Raw genomic sequence first — 16,783 nt, 5'->3', positions numbered from 1 at the left:
TGATCGGTACGTTGTTCTTGCGAACAGGCCCTGTGCGATTGCAAGGCCCTGAAATTCTTGGCTCCTCAACCTGGGCTCGAACCAGGGACCTACGGATTAACAGTCCGGCGCTCTACCGACTGAGCTATTGAGGAATGATCGGTACGTTGTTCTTGCGAACAGGCCCTGTGCGATTGCAAGGCCCTGAAATTTTGGCTCCTCAACCTGGGCTCGAACCAGGGACCTACGGATTAACAGTCCGGCGCTCTACCGACTGAGCTATTGAGGAATGATCGGTATGTTGTTCTTGCGAACAGGCCCTGTGCCCTTATGGGGTTGCAAGGCCCTGAAATTCTTGGCTCCTCAACCTGGGCTCGAACCAGGGACCTACGGATTAACAGTCCGGCGCTCTACCGACTGAGCTATTGAGGAACAAGCCTTAGATTATAGCCAAAAAAATGACGGGTTCTTCCCGATTGAAGGTCCGGGCGTCCAATTTGCAAAAAAATGCCGGTTTGCTGCCATCTTGCCTGCTGCGGTGCGTCTCAGCGGGACGTCGTGGAAGGCGGCTCCGGGCGAAACCATAGCCAGGCCAGCACACAGGCCATGCAGGCATTGGCTCCCACCTTCACCCAGAAAGGAGCATGGCTCACGAGCAGCACGCAAGCACACAGCGACATCACGATGCTTGCGCTCCATTTCGTCTTGCGGCTCACCCTGCCGCCATGGCTCCATTCCTGCAGCATCGGGCCGAAGAGCCGGTGATGCCACAGCCACGCATGCAGTCGTGGCGAGCTGCGCGCGGCGGCCCAGCCTGCCATCAGGATGAAGACCGTGGTGGGCAGGCCGGGCACGACGATGCCGATCACCCCCATCACCAGGCAGAACACGGCGAATGTCATGAGCAGCCAGCGCACCAGAAGCGGTCGGGGCGGGTGCTGCGGCATGGGCGGCGTCCCATCGGATGGGAGGGTATCGTCGCTGGGGGAGTCATCGCGCATTTCCGGCATGGCGTGATTGTGCGCGAGTCCGGGGCAACTTATCGCCATCCGCCTCCTGCGCTATCCTGAACCCCATACATTGATGGATTTCGACATGACCGTAAAGACCATACTCAAGATGGGGGACCCCCGGCTGCTGCGCGTGGCGCAGCAGGTCACACGCTTCGACACGCCCGAGCTGCACCAGCTCATCGCCGACCTGCACGACACGATGTGGGAGGCCAATGGGGCCGGCATTGCCGCGCCGCAGATTGGCGTGGACCTGCAGGTGGTGATCTTCGGCTCGACGGAACTCAATCCACGCTACCCCGACCGGCCCCTCGTTCCGCCCACGGTGCTGATCAACCCCGTGATCACGCCGCTGGGTGACGAAGAAGAGGATGACTGGGAGGGCTGCCTTTCCGTGCCCGGCCTGCGCGGCAAGGTGCCGCGTTTCGTGCGCATCCGCTATCAGGGCTTCGATCCGCAGGGCAGGGTGATCGACCGCGAGGCAGAGGGATTCCATGCGCGGGTCGTGCAGCACGAATGCGACCACCTCTGGGGCAAGCTGTATCCGATGCGCGTGCGCGACTTCACTCAGTTCGGATACACCGAGGTCCTGTTCCCCGGCATCAGTGCCGCCGAGGACGACTGACTCCAGGCCGGGGGGAACCGGTGGAATCGATCAGGTCGCGGCCAGTGCCTTGAGCAGCTCGGTCTCGATCTGGATCTGCCGTGCACCATGTTGGAGCTCGCTGCCCTGCACCAGAAAGGTGTCTTCGACGCGCTCGCCCAGCGTGCTGACCTTGGCGAGCTGCACACTGAGCTGGTGATGCGAGAGGATGCGCGCCACGGTGTAGAGCAGGCCCGCGCGGTCGCTGGCGGTGATGCTCAGGATCCAGCGCTGGGCTTTTTCATCAGGCTTCAGCGAGACGCGCGGCGCGAACGGAAAGCTTTTCACGCGGCGGGAGACGCGCCGCTTCGTCGGCTCGGGTAGCGGGCCGGTCGCGGAAATGGCCCGCACCAGCTCGCTCTCGATCAGATTCATCAGCTCGCGGTGGTGGCCTGAAAGAGTTTCAGAGGGCACGACCTGGAAGGTGTCGAGCGCGTGGCCGTTGAGCGCGGTGTGCACGCGCGCGTCCAGGATCGAGAAACCGGCGCGCTCGAAATAGCCGCAGATGCGCGCGAACAGCTCCGGCTGGTCTGGCGAATACACCAGCACCTGCAGGCCTTCGCCCGCGAGCGACTGGCGCACGCGCACCACGGGCGTGCCCGAGCCGACGTGACGCGAGAGGTGGCGGGTATGCCAGGCGATGTCGGCGGCCTCGTGGCGCATGAAATAGCTCACATCGAGCGTATCCCAGAGCTTCTTGTGTGATTCGAAGGGTTGCGAGCTGAGCGCCAGCTGGATCAGCGCCTCGCGCTTGCGGGCCTCGATGTCGGCCGCTGCATCCGGCGCACGGCCGCCCAGCACGCGCAGCGTGGAGCGGTACAGGTCCTCGAGCAGCTTGCCCTTCCAGCCGTTCCAGACCTTGGGCGAGGTGCCGCGGATGTCGGCCACCGTCAGCAGGTACAGCGCTGTGAGATAGCGCTCGGTGCCCACGCGATCGGCAAAGGCACGAATCACGTCCGGGTCGGCCAGATCCTGTTTCTGGGCCACCTGGCTCATGGTCAGGTGCTCTCGTACCAGGAAGTCGAGCAGTGCGGCGTCGTCCCGGTCGATGCCATGCTGCTTGCAGAAACGCCGGATCTCGATGGCTCCGATCTGCGAATGATCGCCCCCGCGTCCCTTGCCGATGTCGTGGAAGAGTGCCGCGAGGTACAGGATCCACGGCTTGTCCCAGCCGCCTGCGAGCTGCGAGCAGAACGGATATTCGTGGGCATGCTCGGGCATGAAGAAGCGGCGTACGTTGCGCAGCACCATGAGGATGTGCTGATCCACCGTATACACATGGAACAGGTCGTGCTGCATCTGCCCGACGATGCGGCGGAATGGCCAGAGATAGCGTCCCAGCACCGAGGTCTGGTTCATCAGCCGCATCGCATGCGTGATGCCGGCGGGCTGTTTCAGGATCTGCATGAACGTGGCGCGGTTCACCGGATCGCGGCGGAATTCGCTGTCCATGATGAAGCGCGAGTCGTACAGCGCGCGCAGTGTCCTGGCCGAGAGATCCTTCAGGCCGACGGTGGTCTCATAGAGCAGGAACGTTTCCAGGATGGCGTGCGGGTTCTTCTTGTAGAGATCGTCCGACGCCACCTCGATCAGGCCGGCCTTCTCGAAGAAGCGCTCGTTGATCGGACGCAGCTCGTGGGAGCTGGGGTAGAAGCGCTCCTGGATGTTCAGGTACAGGATCTGCGTGAGCTGCTGCACGGCCTTGGCGGCCCAGTAGTAGCGGCGCATCAGCGTCTCGCTTGCGCGCATCGCGAGCTTCTTGCCTTCGGGCGTGGTCGAGCGGTAGCCGAAGGCCTCGGCCACGGCGGTCTGCAGGTCGAACACCAGGCGATCCTCGCGCCTTCCTGCCACCGCGTGCAGCTTGGCGCGGACCAGGAACAGCAGGGCTTCGTTGCGCTCGATCTGCTGCACCTCGAAAGGCGTGGCAAGGCCGGTTTCCGCCAGCTCGTCCCAGTTGCGCCCGAAACCCGCAGCGCGCGCCGCCCAGCTGATGAACTGCAGGTCGCGCAGCCCGCCGGGCGATTCCTTGCAATTGGGCTCCAGCGCGTAGGGCGTGTTCTCGTACTTGTTGTGGCGCTGGCGCATCTCGAAGGTCTTGGCGATCAGGAAGGCCTTGGGGTCCATCTGTTCGTCGTAGCGCTGCTGGAACTGCGAGAACAGCTCCCGGCTGCCGCACAACTGCCGTGCCTCGAGCAGCGAGGTCTGCACCGTGACGTCGGCCGCGGATTCGCGCAGGCAGTCGCTTACCGTGCGCACGCTGGAGCCGATCTCCAGTCCCGCGTCCCAGCAACTGCCGATGAAGGCCTCGATCGGCGCTCGCCAGTCGGGCGCCAGCTCGCCTGCCGCGCTCTCGGGCAGCAGCACCAGCACATCCACGTCGGAGTGCGGGAACAGCTGCGCCCGCCCGTAGCCGCCGACGGCCACCAGCGCCGCGGTGCCGGAGAGCCCGGCGCGGTTCCACAGCCGCGTGAGCAGGTGGTCGGTGTTCTGGGACAGCCGGTTCAGCAGCGTGCGGATGCCGCGCGTCGTGGACACCGGCGTGAGCAGCGTCGCGATGGCCGCCGCCTTGGCGGCCTTGTACTGATCGCGCAGCGCGGCCAGATCATCGGTCTGTTCCTGCGCCGCTGCGGAGAGGGTGTTGTGATGCGAGGACATGTGAGAAGACAAGCAAGAACTGTGCACCAATACCTTGCCCCATTGCGACGACCCGCACCGGAACACCCTGTGGGTGCCGGGGCCGATCAGGTACGCGTCGAGGTGACGAACGGCGGAAGGGCGGGCGAACCTTCGGAGAGCGTGAGCACGTCGTAGCCAGTCTCGGTCACGAGGACGGTATGTTCCCACTGCGCCGACAGGCTGTGGTCCTTGGTGATGATGGTCCAGCCGTCCTTGCCCAGCTCCTTGATCTCGCGCTTGCCGAGGTTCAGCATGGGCTCGATCGTGAACGTCATGCCGGGCACGAGCAGTTCGCCCGTGCCGGGGCGGCCATAGTGCAGCACCTGGGGCTCTTCATGGAATTTCTTGCCGATGCCATGGCCGCAGAATTCGCGCACGACCGACAGATGGTTGCTCTCGGCGAAGGTCTGGATCGCGTGGCCCACGTCGCCCAGGCGCGCCCCGGGCTTGACCTGCTGGATGCCGAGCCACATCGCGTCGAATGTCAGGGCGCACAGGCGCTTGGCCGCGATCGAGCATTCCCCGATCAGGTACATGCGGCTGTTGTCGCCGAACCAGCCATCCTTGGTGATGACGGTGACGTCCACGTTGACGATGTCACCCTTCTTCAGGGCCTTGTCGTTGGGAATGCCATGGCAGACCACGTGGTTCGCCGAGGTGCACAGGTGGCCGGGGTAGGGTGGGTAGCCGGGCGGCTGGTAGCCGATGGTGGCCGAGACCGTGCCCTGCTTGTCCATGCATTCCTTGCCCAGGCGGTCAATGTCCAGGGTGGTGATGCCTGGCTTGATATGGGGCGTGATGTAGTCCAGCACTTCGGAGGCGAGGCGGCAGGCCTCGCGCATGCCGGCGATTTCTTCTGCGTTTTTGGTGGAGATGCTGCTCATGGGGCCGATTATCCCATTCCGGGTATCCGGATGCAGGCGATACCGGTTCGTAGGTTCGCTGCCCGGTGGAACGGCTTGCAGAAGATCCGGCGAAGACTGTGCGGATATAGAGCGGTAGGCCATACTCCACCGATCGGCGGGATATCACCTTGCGTGAAAAAATGCCCGGCCGAACCTGATCGAGGCCCTGTCCTCCGATCCCGCAAGCCAGGCCGCGCACAAACATAACTCTCAAAAACGCCTGCAGCCAAGCCAACACTTTGTTGTATTGCCGTGCTCCGTCCGGGCGCTGGTGCATTGACTCATTCATGCAGCAGTTCCGACGGCGGAGGCGCTTTTTGTCGCGAGAGGATTTATGAAGCAGCTAGTCGTACGCCGTGCAGTGTTGGGCATGGCTCTGGGTCTGGGCTTGGGGGGGGGTTCGGGTGGCATGCCGCAGGCTTTGGCGCAGACCGCGGCCCCCAAGGGCCCTGCGGTGGATGCGCGTGCCGTGGCCGTGGGCTATGGAGAGCTGGTGCATGCCAGCTATGGCGACGTGCTGGCGTCCGCGCTCGACATGCAAAAGGCCATTGCGGTGCTGATTGCCACGCCATCGCAGACGGCAATGGATGCGGCCCGCAAGGCCTGGCTGGATGCGCGGGAGTTCTATGGACAGACCGAGGCCTACCGCTTCTATGCCGGCCCCATCGATAACGATGAAGGTCCCGAGGGACAGTTGAACGCCTGGCCCATGGACGAGTCCTATGTGGACTATGTGGAGGGCAAGCCCGACGCGGGGTTTGTCAACGACCCCAAGTTCAAGATCACCAAAGAAAATCTCGTCAAACAGAATGAGCGCGGTGGCGAAGAGAACATCACCACCGGCTGGCATGCCATCGAGTTTCTGCTGTGGGGACAGGATCTGTCGGATACCGGCCCGGGCAATCGTTCGTTCGAGGACTACATGGACGGCAAGCGTCCCCATGCGGATCGCCGTCGCCAGTACCTCCAGGTCGTGACGGAATTGCTCCTCGACGACCTGAATGGTCTGGTGAAGGCATGGACGCCCGGCCCGAAAAGCTACCGCAACAAGTTCGACGCGGGCGGCATGGAGTCGGTGCGCAAGATCATCGTCGGTCTGGGTTCGCTGTCGCGAGGCGAGCTGGCGGGCGAGCGCATGGAGGTGCCGCTCAATTCACAGGATCAGGAGGACGAACATTCCTGCTTCTCCGACAACACGCACAGGGACATGGTGACCAATGCTCTGGGCATCCAGAACGTGTGGCTGGGACGGTACAAACGCCGTGACGGTTCGCTGCTCAAGGTGGCCGGCGTGGCGGACCTCGTGACAGCCAGGAATGCCGCACTGGCCACCAGGACGAGCGAGCAGATTGCCAAGACCGTGGCTGCCACCGAGGCCATCCAGGCGCCGTTTGACCGTGAAATCATCGGTGGCGCGGATGCTCCGGGCCGCAAGCGCATTCAGGCGGCCGTGGACAGTGCAACCGAACAGTCGAAGCTGCTGGTGCAGGCGGCCAATGCCATCGGCATCACCAAGCTGACGCTGGTGCAGCCTTGATGCGCATGGTGTCGCGGCATGCAAGGCCATCGCGCATGGCCTGCGCGATGGCTGCACTGGCTGCTTTGAGCGCGTTGACTGCCCTGGCCGCCAACGCGGTTGGCGAGAGCGCTGAGAAGGCGGACGACCCCAGCGAGTTCACCGGGGGCAACACCACGGTGCATGCGACGGGCAAGAACGCGTTCTCGTTTGCGCTCGCCAATCTGTCCGATGAGGAGCGCACGCGCTTTGTCATCGGCAACTCGTTTTTCAAGCGCAACTGGGTGGAGGCGCCGGCATCGACGCGCTTGCGCGATGGCCTGGGGCCCCACTTCAATGCACGCAGTTGCGGCGCATGCCACATTCTCGATGGACGTGGCGAGCCGCCGGATTTTCACCGTACCCTGGGGCCCGATCCGGAGCCGGCCGTGGCGCTTCTGATGCGTCTGTCCATACCCGGCAAGGCTGATCCCCGCGCGGGCGTGGTCCCCGAGCCGGTGTATGGAAACCAGTTCAACACGGCTGCCGTGCGAGGCGTGAAGCCCGAGGGCATCGTGCGAATTCACGGAGAGAAGATCCAAGGCCGGTTTGCCGATGGCACGACCTACGAGCTGCTCAAGCCGCGTTATGAACTGACGGATCTGGGCTATGGGCCCCTGGCCAGGAATGTGATGATCGGACCGCGCATCGCCCCGCAGGTGATTGGCGTGGGCCTGATCGAGGCCATTCCGGAGTCCGCCATCCTGGCCAATGCCAGGGCGCAGGCGGCATTGGATGGGCCGATCAAGGGCCAGGTGAACAGGGTGTGGGATGCCTACGGCCGGCGCGAGGCGATTGGCCGTTTCGGCTGGAAGGCCAACTCCCCCAGCGTTGCGCACCAGACGGCCAGCGCGTTTCTGGGCGATATCGGGATCACATCGACCGTGTTCCCGCAAGAGGCTTGCACGCCATCGCAAAAAGACTGCCTGGCCGCTGCCCATGGAGGCGGCGCGGGCAAGGGGGTCAAGGGGTTGATCGCTTCGCAGGCGAGCAAGGCGTCACCCGAGATCGACGACAAGACCTTGAATGATGTGATCTTCTATCAGGCGACGTTGGCACCCCCCGCCCGGCGCAACGTGAATGACATGATTGTCAGGCAAGGGCAGGCGCTATTCGCCCGTGCGCAATGCGCGGTGTGCCATACGCCAAGCTATGTGACGGGCGACGGGCCATTTCCGGCGCTCACCGCGAAGGCGATTGGGGGCCAGCGCATCTGGCCCTATACCGACTTGCTGCTGCATGACATGGGGCCGGCGCTTGCCGACGGCAGGCCCGACTTCCAGGCCAGTGGCCAGCAATGGCGCACGCCTCCTCTGTGGGGCGTGGGCTTGCTGCGCGACGTGAACGGGCATCAGCGATTGCTGCATGACGGCCGGGCGCGAGGTGTGCTGGAGGCCATCTTGTGGCATGGCGGCGAGGCGGAGCCGGCCCAGCAGAATGTCCTGAAAATGAGCGCCGAGGAGCGAGCGGCGCTGGTCCAATTTGTGGAATCGCTATGACGAAGACTCCATTCAGTTTTCCATTGCCGGGTGTGCGTGGTCTGGTATGCGCTGGCGTGATGCTGGGCATATTCGGTGCATTGGAGGCCAAGGCCCAGGAGCCGGTACGCGACGCTGCCATGCCTTACTACACGGCGGCCGACATGCTGCAAAGCCTGTACGGAAAGTATCTGCCTGAGCGTGCGGAAGGTTTTGTCAGCGCCTCGAAACTGCAGGAACGCGCCCTGGCGGGTTTCTGCTCCGGTGCCGAAACGAATGCCGGAGCACTGCGCACGCAATGGCGACAAACCCATGCGGCCTGGCTTGCACTCTCCACGCCGAACATCGGTCCTTTGGTGGTGCGGCGTTCGCTGCGGCAAATCGACTTCACACCGATCCGTTCGCAGTTGATCGAGCGGGCCGTCAGGAAGGCGCCTCAAACCGCTGCCGACATGGAACTGATTGGCACGCCAGCCAAGGGCTTTGGCGCGCTCGATTGGCTGCTGCATCAGGGGCTGAAGCCCTCCACCGCCGAGTGTGCCTTCGCATTGCAGGTGGCAAAAGCCATCACCGTGGAAGCCGCAGCACTTGCAAGCGATTTCAAGACGCTCGAATCCAGGAGGTGGAACGAAGGCAGCGAGGAGGGGGGCGAGACGTCGGGCAGACTTGGTGCAACCGCAGAAGAAACTGGCTCGGCCATGGCGGAGTGGGTGAATCAGTGGCTGGGCGGCGTGGAGCGCCTGCGCTGGATCGAAATGGAAAAGCCCATCAAGACGGTCGAGGGAACGGACAAGCCGGCAAGCTTTGCGCGCATGGCGATGGCCGACAACCTGCTTGAATGGCAGGCGCAATGGCAGTCGCTGCTCATGCACGCCTTGCTGACGCCGGCGCAGCGACAGTTGCCGCCCGTGCCCGGCAAGGATCTGATTTCCATTGAGGCGCTTCTGTTGACCAAGGGGCATATCGCGTTGTCGTTGCGCTGGCGCGATGCCTTGGGTGCGGTGACCATGCAGTTGAATGAGATCACGAAGGAGGCTGGCGGTGTGCACGGGCCGCAGGCCGGCGACAGGGCCAACGAACGGATTCTTGCGCTCGCGGCAAGGCTGAAGGCCATCACCGTCATGTTCCAGTCCGACATTGCGCCCGCTCTGGATATTCCGCTGGGCTTCAACGACACCGATGGTGATTGAACGTGAAGAACGCCACGCTCAACCCCCTTCATTGGTCCAGGCGCGAATGGCTGCACTGGCTGAGCACCTCGGCAATGGGGACGGCCGGCCTCGGGGTATCGGGTCTTTCGTTGTCCGGCGAGGTGGATGTGGCCAACGACGCCACGGCAGTTACGGCACGCCTGGCGGCCGTCTGGCAGGATCGCACCGACGGAATGGCGCAAGATTGGGCGGGCGTGCTCAGCGCAGCGGTGGGGCCCGGTGGGCAGGTGGCCTGGAATGTGGCTGCGAAGATGGCGCTGCCGACCCGGGGCCATGGCCTGCAGCGGCTGCCCGATGGCCAGATCGTGTTTGCCGCGCGTCGGCCCGGCGATTGGCTGGTGCGCTGGCAACCCGAGGACGGCAAGGCGCATTGGGCCTGGATGGACGAGGACCGCTGTTTCAATGGCCATGTGGTGCTCGCAGGCGATGCCACTGTGCACGCACACGGCGGCGCCTCCGGTTCGGCGGGTATTCTGCTGACCACGGAAACCGATCTGGAAGACAGCCAGGGCTGCATCGGGCTGCGCGATGCACGCACGCTGGAAAAGCGGGCCGAATGGCGCACGCACGGCATGGACCCCCATGAGCTGATCGTGCTTGCAGAGGCCGTAGGTTCCTATCCCGCAGGTACGCTGATCGTTGCCAACGGCGGCATTCCCACGCAAAGCGAGACGGGGCGCAGCAAGAAGTGGCTGGATGGCATGGATCCGTCACTGGTGGCGCTGGATCCCCGGGACGGCCGCTTGCTCGGCCAGTGGAAACTGCCAGACCCGCGCCTGTCCATTCGCCATCTCGCCTGGGATTCCGAGCGTCAGATCATGGGCATCGCCCTACAGGCCGAACACTCGGATGCGCGGCGCCAGGGGGCGCCTGTGTTTGCCGTGTGGAATGGTCGCGAACTGCGCGCAGCGCAAGATCAGCCTCCGCTCGCGGGCTATGGCGGTAGCGTGGAGTGCGCGCCTGGGCCGCAAGGTGGCTTTGTCGTCAGTTGCCCCAGATCGAACTGCCTGGCTCGGTTTGACACCCAAGGCCGGTACCTGGGCGCAGTGGAGCAGGCCGATGTTTGCCCGCTGGCGCGGGATGGCGAGCGGCTGTGGAGCGGCGGGCAGGGCCGCGTGACGCTGCAGAGCCCTCAGCATGCACGGCTTGCCAGTGACAACGCACCGGGGGTGCAGCTCGACAACCATTGGCGCTTGCTGCGCGAGCCGGGGGAGGGTGTGCAAAGGGCATGACGGAGCGCGGCCATTCACCGGGTAAAATACCGGGTTTTCACGAATCCGACTTTTTCCATCCAGGCCCCATTCAGCGGTCTGGTCGCCGAAATCGTCTTTGCAACGTTTCTCCCTCATCACGACAGGCCGCCACCGTGACCTTGCACCTCACCCAGTTTGACGGCGGGAACGCCATCAGCGCTTTCCGCGTACAGCAACTGCAATCCGAGCTTGAAGCCATCCACCCCAGGATTACCGGCATCGCAGCCCATTTCGTGCATCTGGTGGCGTCGCACGAGCCGCTGAGTGATGCGCAGATCGACCGCTTTGCCGCGCTGCTGACCTACGGCGATCCCTACGAAGGCCCGAACGACGGCACCGTGCTGATCGTTACCCCGCGCCTGGGAACCATTTCGCCCTGGGCGTCGAAGGCCACCGACATCGCGCGCAACTGCGGCCTCGACGTGGTGCGCGTGGAACGCGTGACGGAATACCGCATCAGCCTCAAGTCCGGCCTGCTGGGCGGCAAGGCCGAACTCACGCAGGAGCAGCTTGGCCAGATCGCCGCGCTGCTGCATGACCGCATGACCGAGTCGGTGGTCGCCACGCGTGCCGAAGCCGAAAAGCTGTTCTCCGCACTGGCGGCGCAGCCCATGGAGTTCGTCGACGTCCTCGGCGGCGGCCGTGCGGCCCTCGAGGCGGCCAACAGGCAATGGGGCCTGGCGCTGGCGGACGACGAGATCGACTACCTCGTGAGCGCCTTCCAGGGCCTCAAGCGCAATCCGACCGACGTCGAGCTGATGATGTTCGCGCAGGCCAACTCCGAGCACTGCCGCCACAAGATCTTCAATGCCAGGTTCACCATCGACGGCGTGGACCAGGACAAGTCGCTGTTCGGCATGATCCGCAACACCGAAGCAGTCTCGCCCCAGCACACCATCGTGGCGTATGCCGACAACGCATCGATCATGGAAGGCCATGAGGTCGAGCGTTTCGTCGCCCGGTTCGATGCCGGCAATTCGCCCAGCTACGCCAAGAGCAGCGCCGTGAACCAGGTGCTGATGAAGGTCGAGACGCACAACCACCCCACGGCGATTTCCCCGTTCCCCGGCGCATCGACCGGCGCGGGCGGTGAGATCCGCGACGAGGGCGCGACCGGCCGAGGCTCCAAGCCCAAGGCGGGCCTGACGGGCTTCACGGTCTCCAAGCTCTGGGGAAGCGAAGTGGGCAAGCCCGAGCACATCGCGAGCCCGTTGCAGATCATGATCGAGGGGCCGCTCGGCGGCGCGGCGTTCAACAACGAATTCGGCCGTCCCAACCTGACCGGCTATTTCCGCGAATATGAACAGCAGGTGGGCGACATCACACGCGGCTACCACAAGCCCATCATGATCGCGGGCGGCCTCGGGGTGATCGACGCGCAGCAGGTCAAGAAGGTGGAGTTTCCTGCGGGCTCGCTGCTGATCCAGCTGGGTGGCCCGGGTATGCGCATCGGCATGGGCGGAGGCGCCGCGAGCTCGATGGCGACCGGCACGAACGCGGCCGAGCTCGACTTCGACTCCGTGCAGCGCGGCAACCCCGAGATCGAGCGCCGTGCGCAGGAGGTCATCAACCACTGCTGGGCCCAGGGCGCGAAGAACCCGATCCTCGCGATCCACGACGTGGGCGCGGGTGGCATCTCCAATGCGTTTCCCGAACTGACCAACGACGCAGGCCGTGGGGCGCGCTTCGACCTGCGCGCCGTGAAGCTGGAGGAATCCGGCCTCGCGCCCAAGGAAATCTGGTCCAACGAAAGCCAGGAGCGCTACGTCATGGCGATTGCGCCGGATTCGCTCGACATGTTCACCGCCTTCTGCGAGCGCGAGCGCTGCCCGTTCGCCGTGATCGGCGTGGCGACCGAGGAGCGTCAGCTGGTCCTGGAGGACACGGCCGTGGCGTCGGGCGACCAGAAGTTTCCGGTCGACATGCCCATGGACGTGCTGCTGGGCAAGCCGCCCAAGATGCATCGCGACGTGAAGACCGTCCTGCGCGAACTGGCGCCTGTCGATCTCACCGGCGTTCCGCTGGAGAAGGCCGTGATCGAGGTGCTCGCGCATCCCACGGTGGCTTCCAAGCGCTTCCTGATCACCATCGGCGATCGCGCCGTGGGCGGCCTCACGCACCGCGACCAGATGGTCGGTCCGTGGCAGGTGCCCGTGGCCGACGTGGCCGTGACGCTGGCCGATTTCCAGGGCTTCAAGGGCGAGGCCATGGCCATGGGCGAGCGCACGCCGCTGGCGGCCATCAACGCTCCAGCGTCGGGCCGCATGGCGGTGGCCGAGGCCATCACCAACATGCTGGCCGCGCCGATCGAACTGCCGCGCGTGAAGCTGTCCGCCAACTGGATGGCAGCCTGCGGCGAGGCCGGTGAAGACGCGGCCCTCTACGCCACGGTGAAGGCCGTGGGCATGGAGCTGTGTCCCGAGCTGAATGTGTCCATTCCCGTCGGCAAGGATTCGCTCTCGATGCGCACGCAGTGGAGCGAAGGCGGCGAGATGAAGAAGGTCACGTCACCCGTGAGCCTGATCGTGACCGGCTTTGCATCGATCGACGACGTGCGTGGAACGCTCACGCCACAGCTCGACGCCACGGTGGACGATTCCACCCTGGTGCTGATCGACCTGGGTCGCGGCAAGATGCGCATGGGCGGCTCGATCCTGGGCCAGGTGCTCAACCAGGCGGGCAACGAGACGCCGGACCTGGACGAGGCCAAGGACCTGATCGCCCTGGTCGACGCCGTGAACGCGCTGCGCGCCAAGGGCCTGATCCTGGCCTACCACGACAGGGGTGACGGCGGCCTGCTGGCCACCGCCGCTGAAATGGCGTTTGCGGGCCACGTGGGCGTGGCGCTGAACGTGGACATGCTGATCACCGAAGGCGACGGCATCAGCGACAGCCGCATGGATTCGGGTGAGGGCAAGAACTGGGGTGCGCAGGTCAGCGGCCGCCGCGAGGACATGACGCTGCGCGCGCTGTTCAACGAAGAACTGGGCGCGCTGATCCAGATCCGCACCAGCGACCGCGCCGAGGTCATGCAGATCCTGCGTGATCATGGGCTGTCGCTGTGCTCCAACGTGGTCGGCAAGACCCGTCCCGCATCGTCGCAGCTCGATGATGGCAAGGGCGAACTGCAGGTCTGGCGCGATGCCAAGAAGGTCTTCGGTGCAACGCTGTCCGACCTGCATCAGGTCTGGGACGCCGTGAGCTGGAAGATCGCGCAGCAGCGCGACAACCCGGCTGCAGCCGACAGCGAACACGCGGCAGCAGGCGAGCCGGCAGACCCGGGCATGCACGTGCATCTCACGTTTGACCCCGAGGACAACGTGGCCGCGCCGTTCCTCAGCCTCGCCAAGCCACGCGTGGCCGTGCTGCGTGAGCAGGGCGTGAACTCGCATGTCGAGATGGCCTATGCCTTCACCGAAGCCGGTTTCGAGGCCGTGGACGTGCACATGAGCGATCTGCAGGCGGGTCGCGCGCAGCTCAAGGACTTCGCAGGCGTGGTGGCCTGTGGCGGCTTCAGCTACGGCGACACGCTGGGTGCCGGCATCGGCTGGGCGCGTTCGATCACCTTCAACGACCGCCTCTCGGCGGAGTTCCAGCAGTTCTTCGGCCGAGTCGATACCTTCGGCCTCGGTGTCTGCAACGGCTGCCAGATGTTTGCCGAACTGGCCGACATCATTCCCGGTGCGCAGGACTGGCCGCGCTTCACGCAGAACCAGAGCAACCGCTTCGAGGCGCGCCTGTCGATGGTGGAGGTGCTGGAGTCGCCCAGCCTGTTCCTGCAGGGCATGGCCGGCAGCCGCCTGCCGATCGCGGTGGCGCACGGCGAGGGCTCTGCGAACTTCAACTACCGCGGCAACCAGGCCAAGGCGATCGCCGCCATGCGCTTCGTGGACAACCGTGGCCAGGCGACCGAGCAATATCCGTTCAATCCGAACGGCAGCGCCGGTGGCCTGACCGCCGTGACGACGGCCGACGGCCGCTTCACCGCAATGATGCCGCACCCCGAGCGCGTGTTCCGCAATATCCAGATGAGCTGGACGAATGGCGACAAGAGCCAGTTCAGCCCATGGATGCGCGTGTGGCGCAATGCCCGAAAGTGGCTGGGGTGATTTCACGGTGCCACAGACCAAGTGGCGCTAAATTCCCCCATCCAAAACAGGAAGCCGGGTTGATCCCGGCTTTTTTGTGCATGCGAGACGGTACTCGCGCAACTGATACCACGGGAGTTGGAAGATGGCAGGTGGCGGACTTTTGATGTTGCTGGACGACATCACGGCTTTGCTTGACGATATTGCGGTGATGTCCAAGATGGCTGCGCGCAACAGCACGGCGGCGGTGGACGATGTGGCCACCATGACCAAGGTGGCCATGCAGAAGACGGCGGGTGTGCTGGGAGACGATCTGGCGCTGAATGCGGAAAAGGTCACCGGCGTGAATGCCAATCGCGAACTGCCCGTGGTCTGGGCCGTGGCCAAGGGCTCGCTCTGGAACAAGTTCATCCTTGTGCCGGCCGCGCTGATCATCAGCGCATTCGCGCCCTGGCTGATCAAGCCGCTTTTGATGGTCGGCGGGGCCTTCCTGTGCTTTGAGGGTGTCGAGAAAATCCTGGGCCTGTTCCACAAGCCCGCCAAGCCGGATGCGGCTGAGATTGCCGCCGAATTTGCCGTGGCGGAGCAGAAAGGCGTTGCACCATCGTCAGTGCGTGCGGCCAAGGAGCTTCCGGGTTCGGCGGCGGACTACGAAAAGGACAAGATCAAGGGTGCGATCCGTACCGATTTCATTCTCTCGGCAGAAATCATGGCGATTGCGCTCGGCACGGTCTCCGACAAGCCGATCTGGGAGCAGGGCCTGGTGCTGGTGTCCGTGGCGCTGGCGATCACGGTATTCGTGTATGGACTGGTGGCGGGCATTGTGCGCATGGACGACATGGGCGAGTGGCTCAAGGCCAAGAGCAGCGCCTTCGCCCGCGCCATTGGCCGGGGACTGATCGCCAGCACGCCGTGGCTGATGCGCGGCTTGTCCATTGTCGGCACGGCGGCCATGTTTCTTGTGGGCGGCAGCCTGCTGGTGCATGGCATTCCCTTCATCGAGCATTGGCTCGAAGCCGTCGTCGCGAGCAGCGGCGCCCTGACGGCCTTCGTGTTGCCGCTGCTGGTGCATGCGGGTGTGGGAGCCGCCATCGGCGCGCTGGTGGTGGCCGGCGTGCATGCCTGGAGCGCGATCCGCGGCAAGAGCGCCCACTGAACTGTTTGATTGTCACTTTTTTGCAACATTCGGGATTCCGTCAGGGTAAGCCCTCGGTAGGTTGATGTGAAGCAAATCGCCGGTATGTCGAAATTGATTCAATGGAAGGCATACACAAATTGTTTCCATCACTACCGAGGTAATCCTGATGAAGAAAATCCTGTTGGCCATCGCAGCAGTCGGCGCACTCACTTCCGGCGCGGCATTCGCGCAGACTTCCGAAGCCGCCGGCCCCTTCATGGTGCGCCTGCGCGCTGTGCACCTGGACAGCCGCAACCATGACACCACGGGCCTCGACCTGTCGATCAACAACAAGTGGATCCCCGAGGTCGATGTTTCGTACTTCTTCACCCCCAACTTTGCCGCCGAGCTGATCCTGACCTACCCGCAGAAGCATGACCTGCGCGCGGGCGGCGACAAGATCGGTTCGCTCAAGCACCTGCCGCCCACGCTGCTGGGCCAGTACCACTTCACCGGCATGGGTGCGTTCAAGCCCTACATCGGCGCCGGCATCAACTACACCCGTTTCTCGAGCGTGCGCTTCGCTCCGGCCGTGGCCGATGCGCTGTCGCCTTCCATCAAGAAGAACAGCTGGGGCGGGGCCCTGCAGGTGGGCTTCGACTATGCGATCGACAAGAACTGGTCACTCAACTTCGACGTGAAGAAGGTCTACATCGGCACCGACGTGTATTCCGCGGGCACGAAGGTGGGTACCTTCAAGGTCGATCCCGTGCTGATCGGCGTGGGCGTGGGATATCGCTTCTGAGAATGAAGCCTTGAGACCGCGCGATCCTGCGATCCGGGTTGCGCGATCTATCTCCTTCCCGCG

At 64.3% G+C, this 16,783-nt stretch carries 11 protein-coding genes and 3 tRNA genes; 8 read left to right on the top strand and 6 right to left on the bottom strand.

From position 1 onward, the window contains the following. Window positions 1-58 precede the first annotated feature (58 nt). The 4 genes from H9K76_RS12095 to H9K76_RS12080 form a co-directional block, all read right to left on the bottom strand. Window positions 59-134, bottom strand: a tRNA-Asn gene (locus H9K76_RS12095). A 58-nt stretch (window positions 135-192) separates the two neighbouring features. Further along, window positions 193-268 (bottom strand) — tRNA-Asn (locus H9K76_RS12090). 67 nt (window positions 269-335) lie between these two features. After that, window positions 336-411: transfer RNA gene (locus tag H9K76_RS12085), tRNA-Asn, on the bottom strand. Between the two features lie 113 nt (window positions 412-524). After that, window positions 525-989, bottom strand: coding sequence for a YbaN family protein (locus H9K76_RS12080; protein WP_187595690.1), 465 nt, complete (start codon window positions 987-989; stop codon window positions 525-527). Between the two features lie 85 nt (window positions 990-1,074). Here H9K76_RS12080 and def point away from each other — a divergent pair, with 85 nt between their 5' ends. Then, window positions 1,075-1,614: a peptide deformylase gene (def, locus tag H9K76_RS12075; RefSeq protein WP_187595689.1), complete on the top strand. Its 540-nt coding sequence runs from the start codon at window positions 1,075-1,077 to the stop codon at window positions 1,612-1,614. Window positions 1,615-1,644: 30 nt separating this feature from the next. Here def and H9K76_RS12070 read toward each other — a convergent pair whose 3' ends face one another. Together H9K76_RS12070 and map are read right to left on the bottom strand one after the other, a co-directional pair. After that, window positions 1,645-4,287, bottom strand: a complete 2,643-nt coding sequence (locus tag H9K76_RS12070; protein WP_187595688.1) for a [protein-PII] uridylyltransferase — start codon at window positions 4,285-4,287, stop codon at window positions 1,645-1,647. An 86-nt stretch (window positions 4,288-4,373) separates the two neighbouring features. Next, window positions 4,374-5,192, bottom strand: a complete 819-nt coding sequence (gene map / locus H9K76_RS12065) for a type I methionyl aminopeptidase (RefSeq protein ID WP_187595687.1) — start codon at window positions 5,190-5,192, stop codon at window positions 4,374-4,376. A gap of 391 nt (window positions 5,193-5,583) precedes the next feature. On the opposite strand from map, the gene H9K76_RS12060 reads away from it, so the two are divergent. The 7 genes from H9K76_RS12060 (at window position 5,584) to H9K76_RS12030 (ending at window position 16,720) form a co-directional block, all read left to right on the top strand. Then, a complete protein-coding gene (locus H9K76_RS12060) occupies window positions 5,584-6,750 on the top strand; it encodes an imelysin family protein (protein ID WP_425489575.1) in 1,167 nt (388 codons plus the stop codon). A 5-nt stretch (window positions 6,751-6,755) separates the two neighbouring features. Then, complete coding sequence (locus H9K76_RS12055) at window positions 6,756-8,267, top strand: di-heme oxidoreductase family protein (protein ID WP_246474983.1); 1,512 nt, start codon at window positions 6,756-6,758, stop codon at window positions 8,265-8,267. Beyond that, on the top strand, window positions 8,264-9,436 hold the full coding sequence (locus tag H9K76_RS12050) for an imelysin family protein (protein WP_187595685.1): 1,173 nt from the start codon (window positions 8,264-8,266) through the stop codon (window positions 9,434-9,436). The genes H9K76_RS12055 and H9K76_RS12050 overlap by 4 nt, the downstream gene beginning before the upstream one ends. A gap of 2 nt (window positions 9,437-9,438) precedes the next feature. After that, window positions 9,439-10,689 carry a DUF1513 domain-containing protein gene (locus H9K76_RS12045; protein ID WP_187595684.1) on the top strand — a complete coding sequence of 417 codons (1,251 nt, stop codon included), beginning with the start codon at window positions 9,439-9,441 and terminating at the stop codon, window positions 10,687-10,689. A gap of 134 nt (window positions 10,690-10,823) precedes the next feature. Next, window positions 10,824-14,819 carry a phosphoribosylformylglycinamidine synthase gene (purL, locus tag H9K76_RS12040; protein WP_187595683.1) on the top strand — a complete coding sequence of 1,332 codons (3,996 nt, stop codon included), beginning with the start codon at window positions 10,824-10,826 and terminating at the stop codon, window positions 14,817-14,819. A gap of 124 nt (window positions 14,820-14,943) precedes the next feature. Continuing rightward, window positions 14,944-15,954, top strand: coding sequence for a DUF808 domain-containing protein (locus tag H9K76_RS12035; RefSeq protein ID WP_187595682.1), 1,011 nt, complete (start codon window positions 14,944-14,946; stop codon window positions 15,952-15,954). A 148-nt stretch (window positions 15,955-16,102) separates the two neighbouring features. After that, a complete protein-coding gene (locus H9K76_RS12030) occupies window positions 16,103-16,720 on the top strand; it encodes an OmpW/AlkL family protein (protein WP_187595681.1) in 618 nt (205 codons plus the stop codon). The last annotated feature ends 63 nt before the right edge of the window (window positions 16,721-16,783 follow it).

Origin of the sequence: Diaphorobacter ruginosibacter (assembly GCF_014395975.1) — a bacterium.
Taxonomy (GTDB): domain Bacteria; phylum Pseudomonadota; class Gammaproteobacteria; order Burkholderiales; family Burkholderiaceae_C; genus Diaphorobacter_A; species Diaphorobacter_A ruginosibacter.
This window is presented reverse-complemented; position numbering and strand designations above follow the sequence as displayed.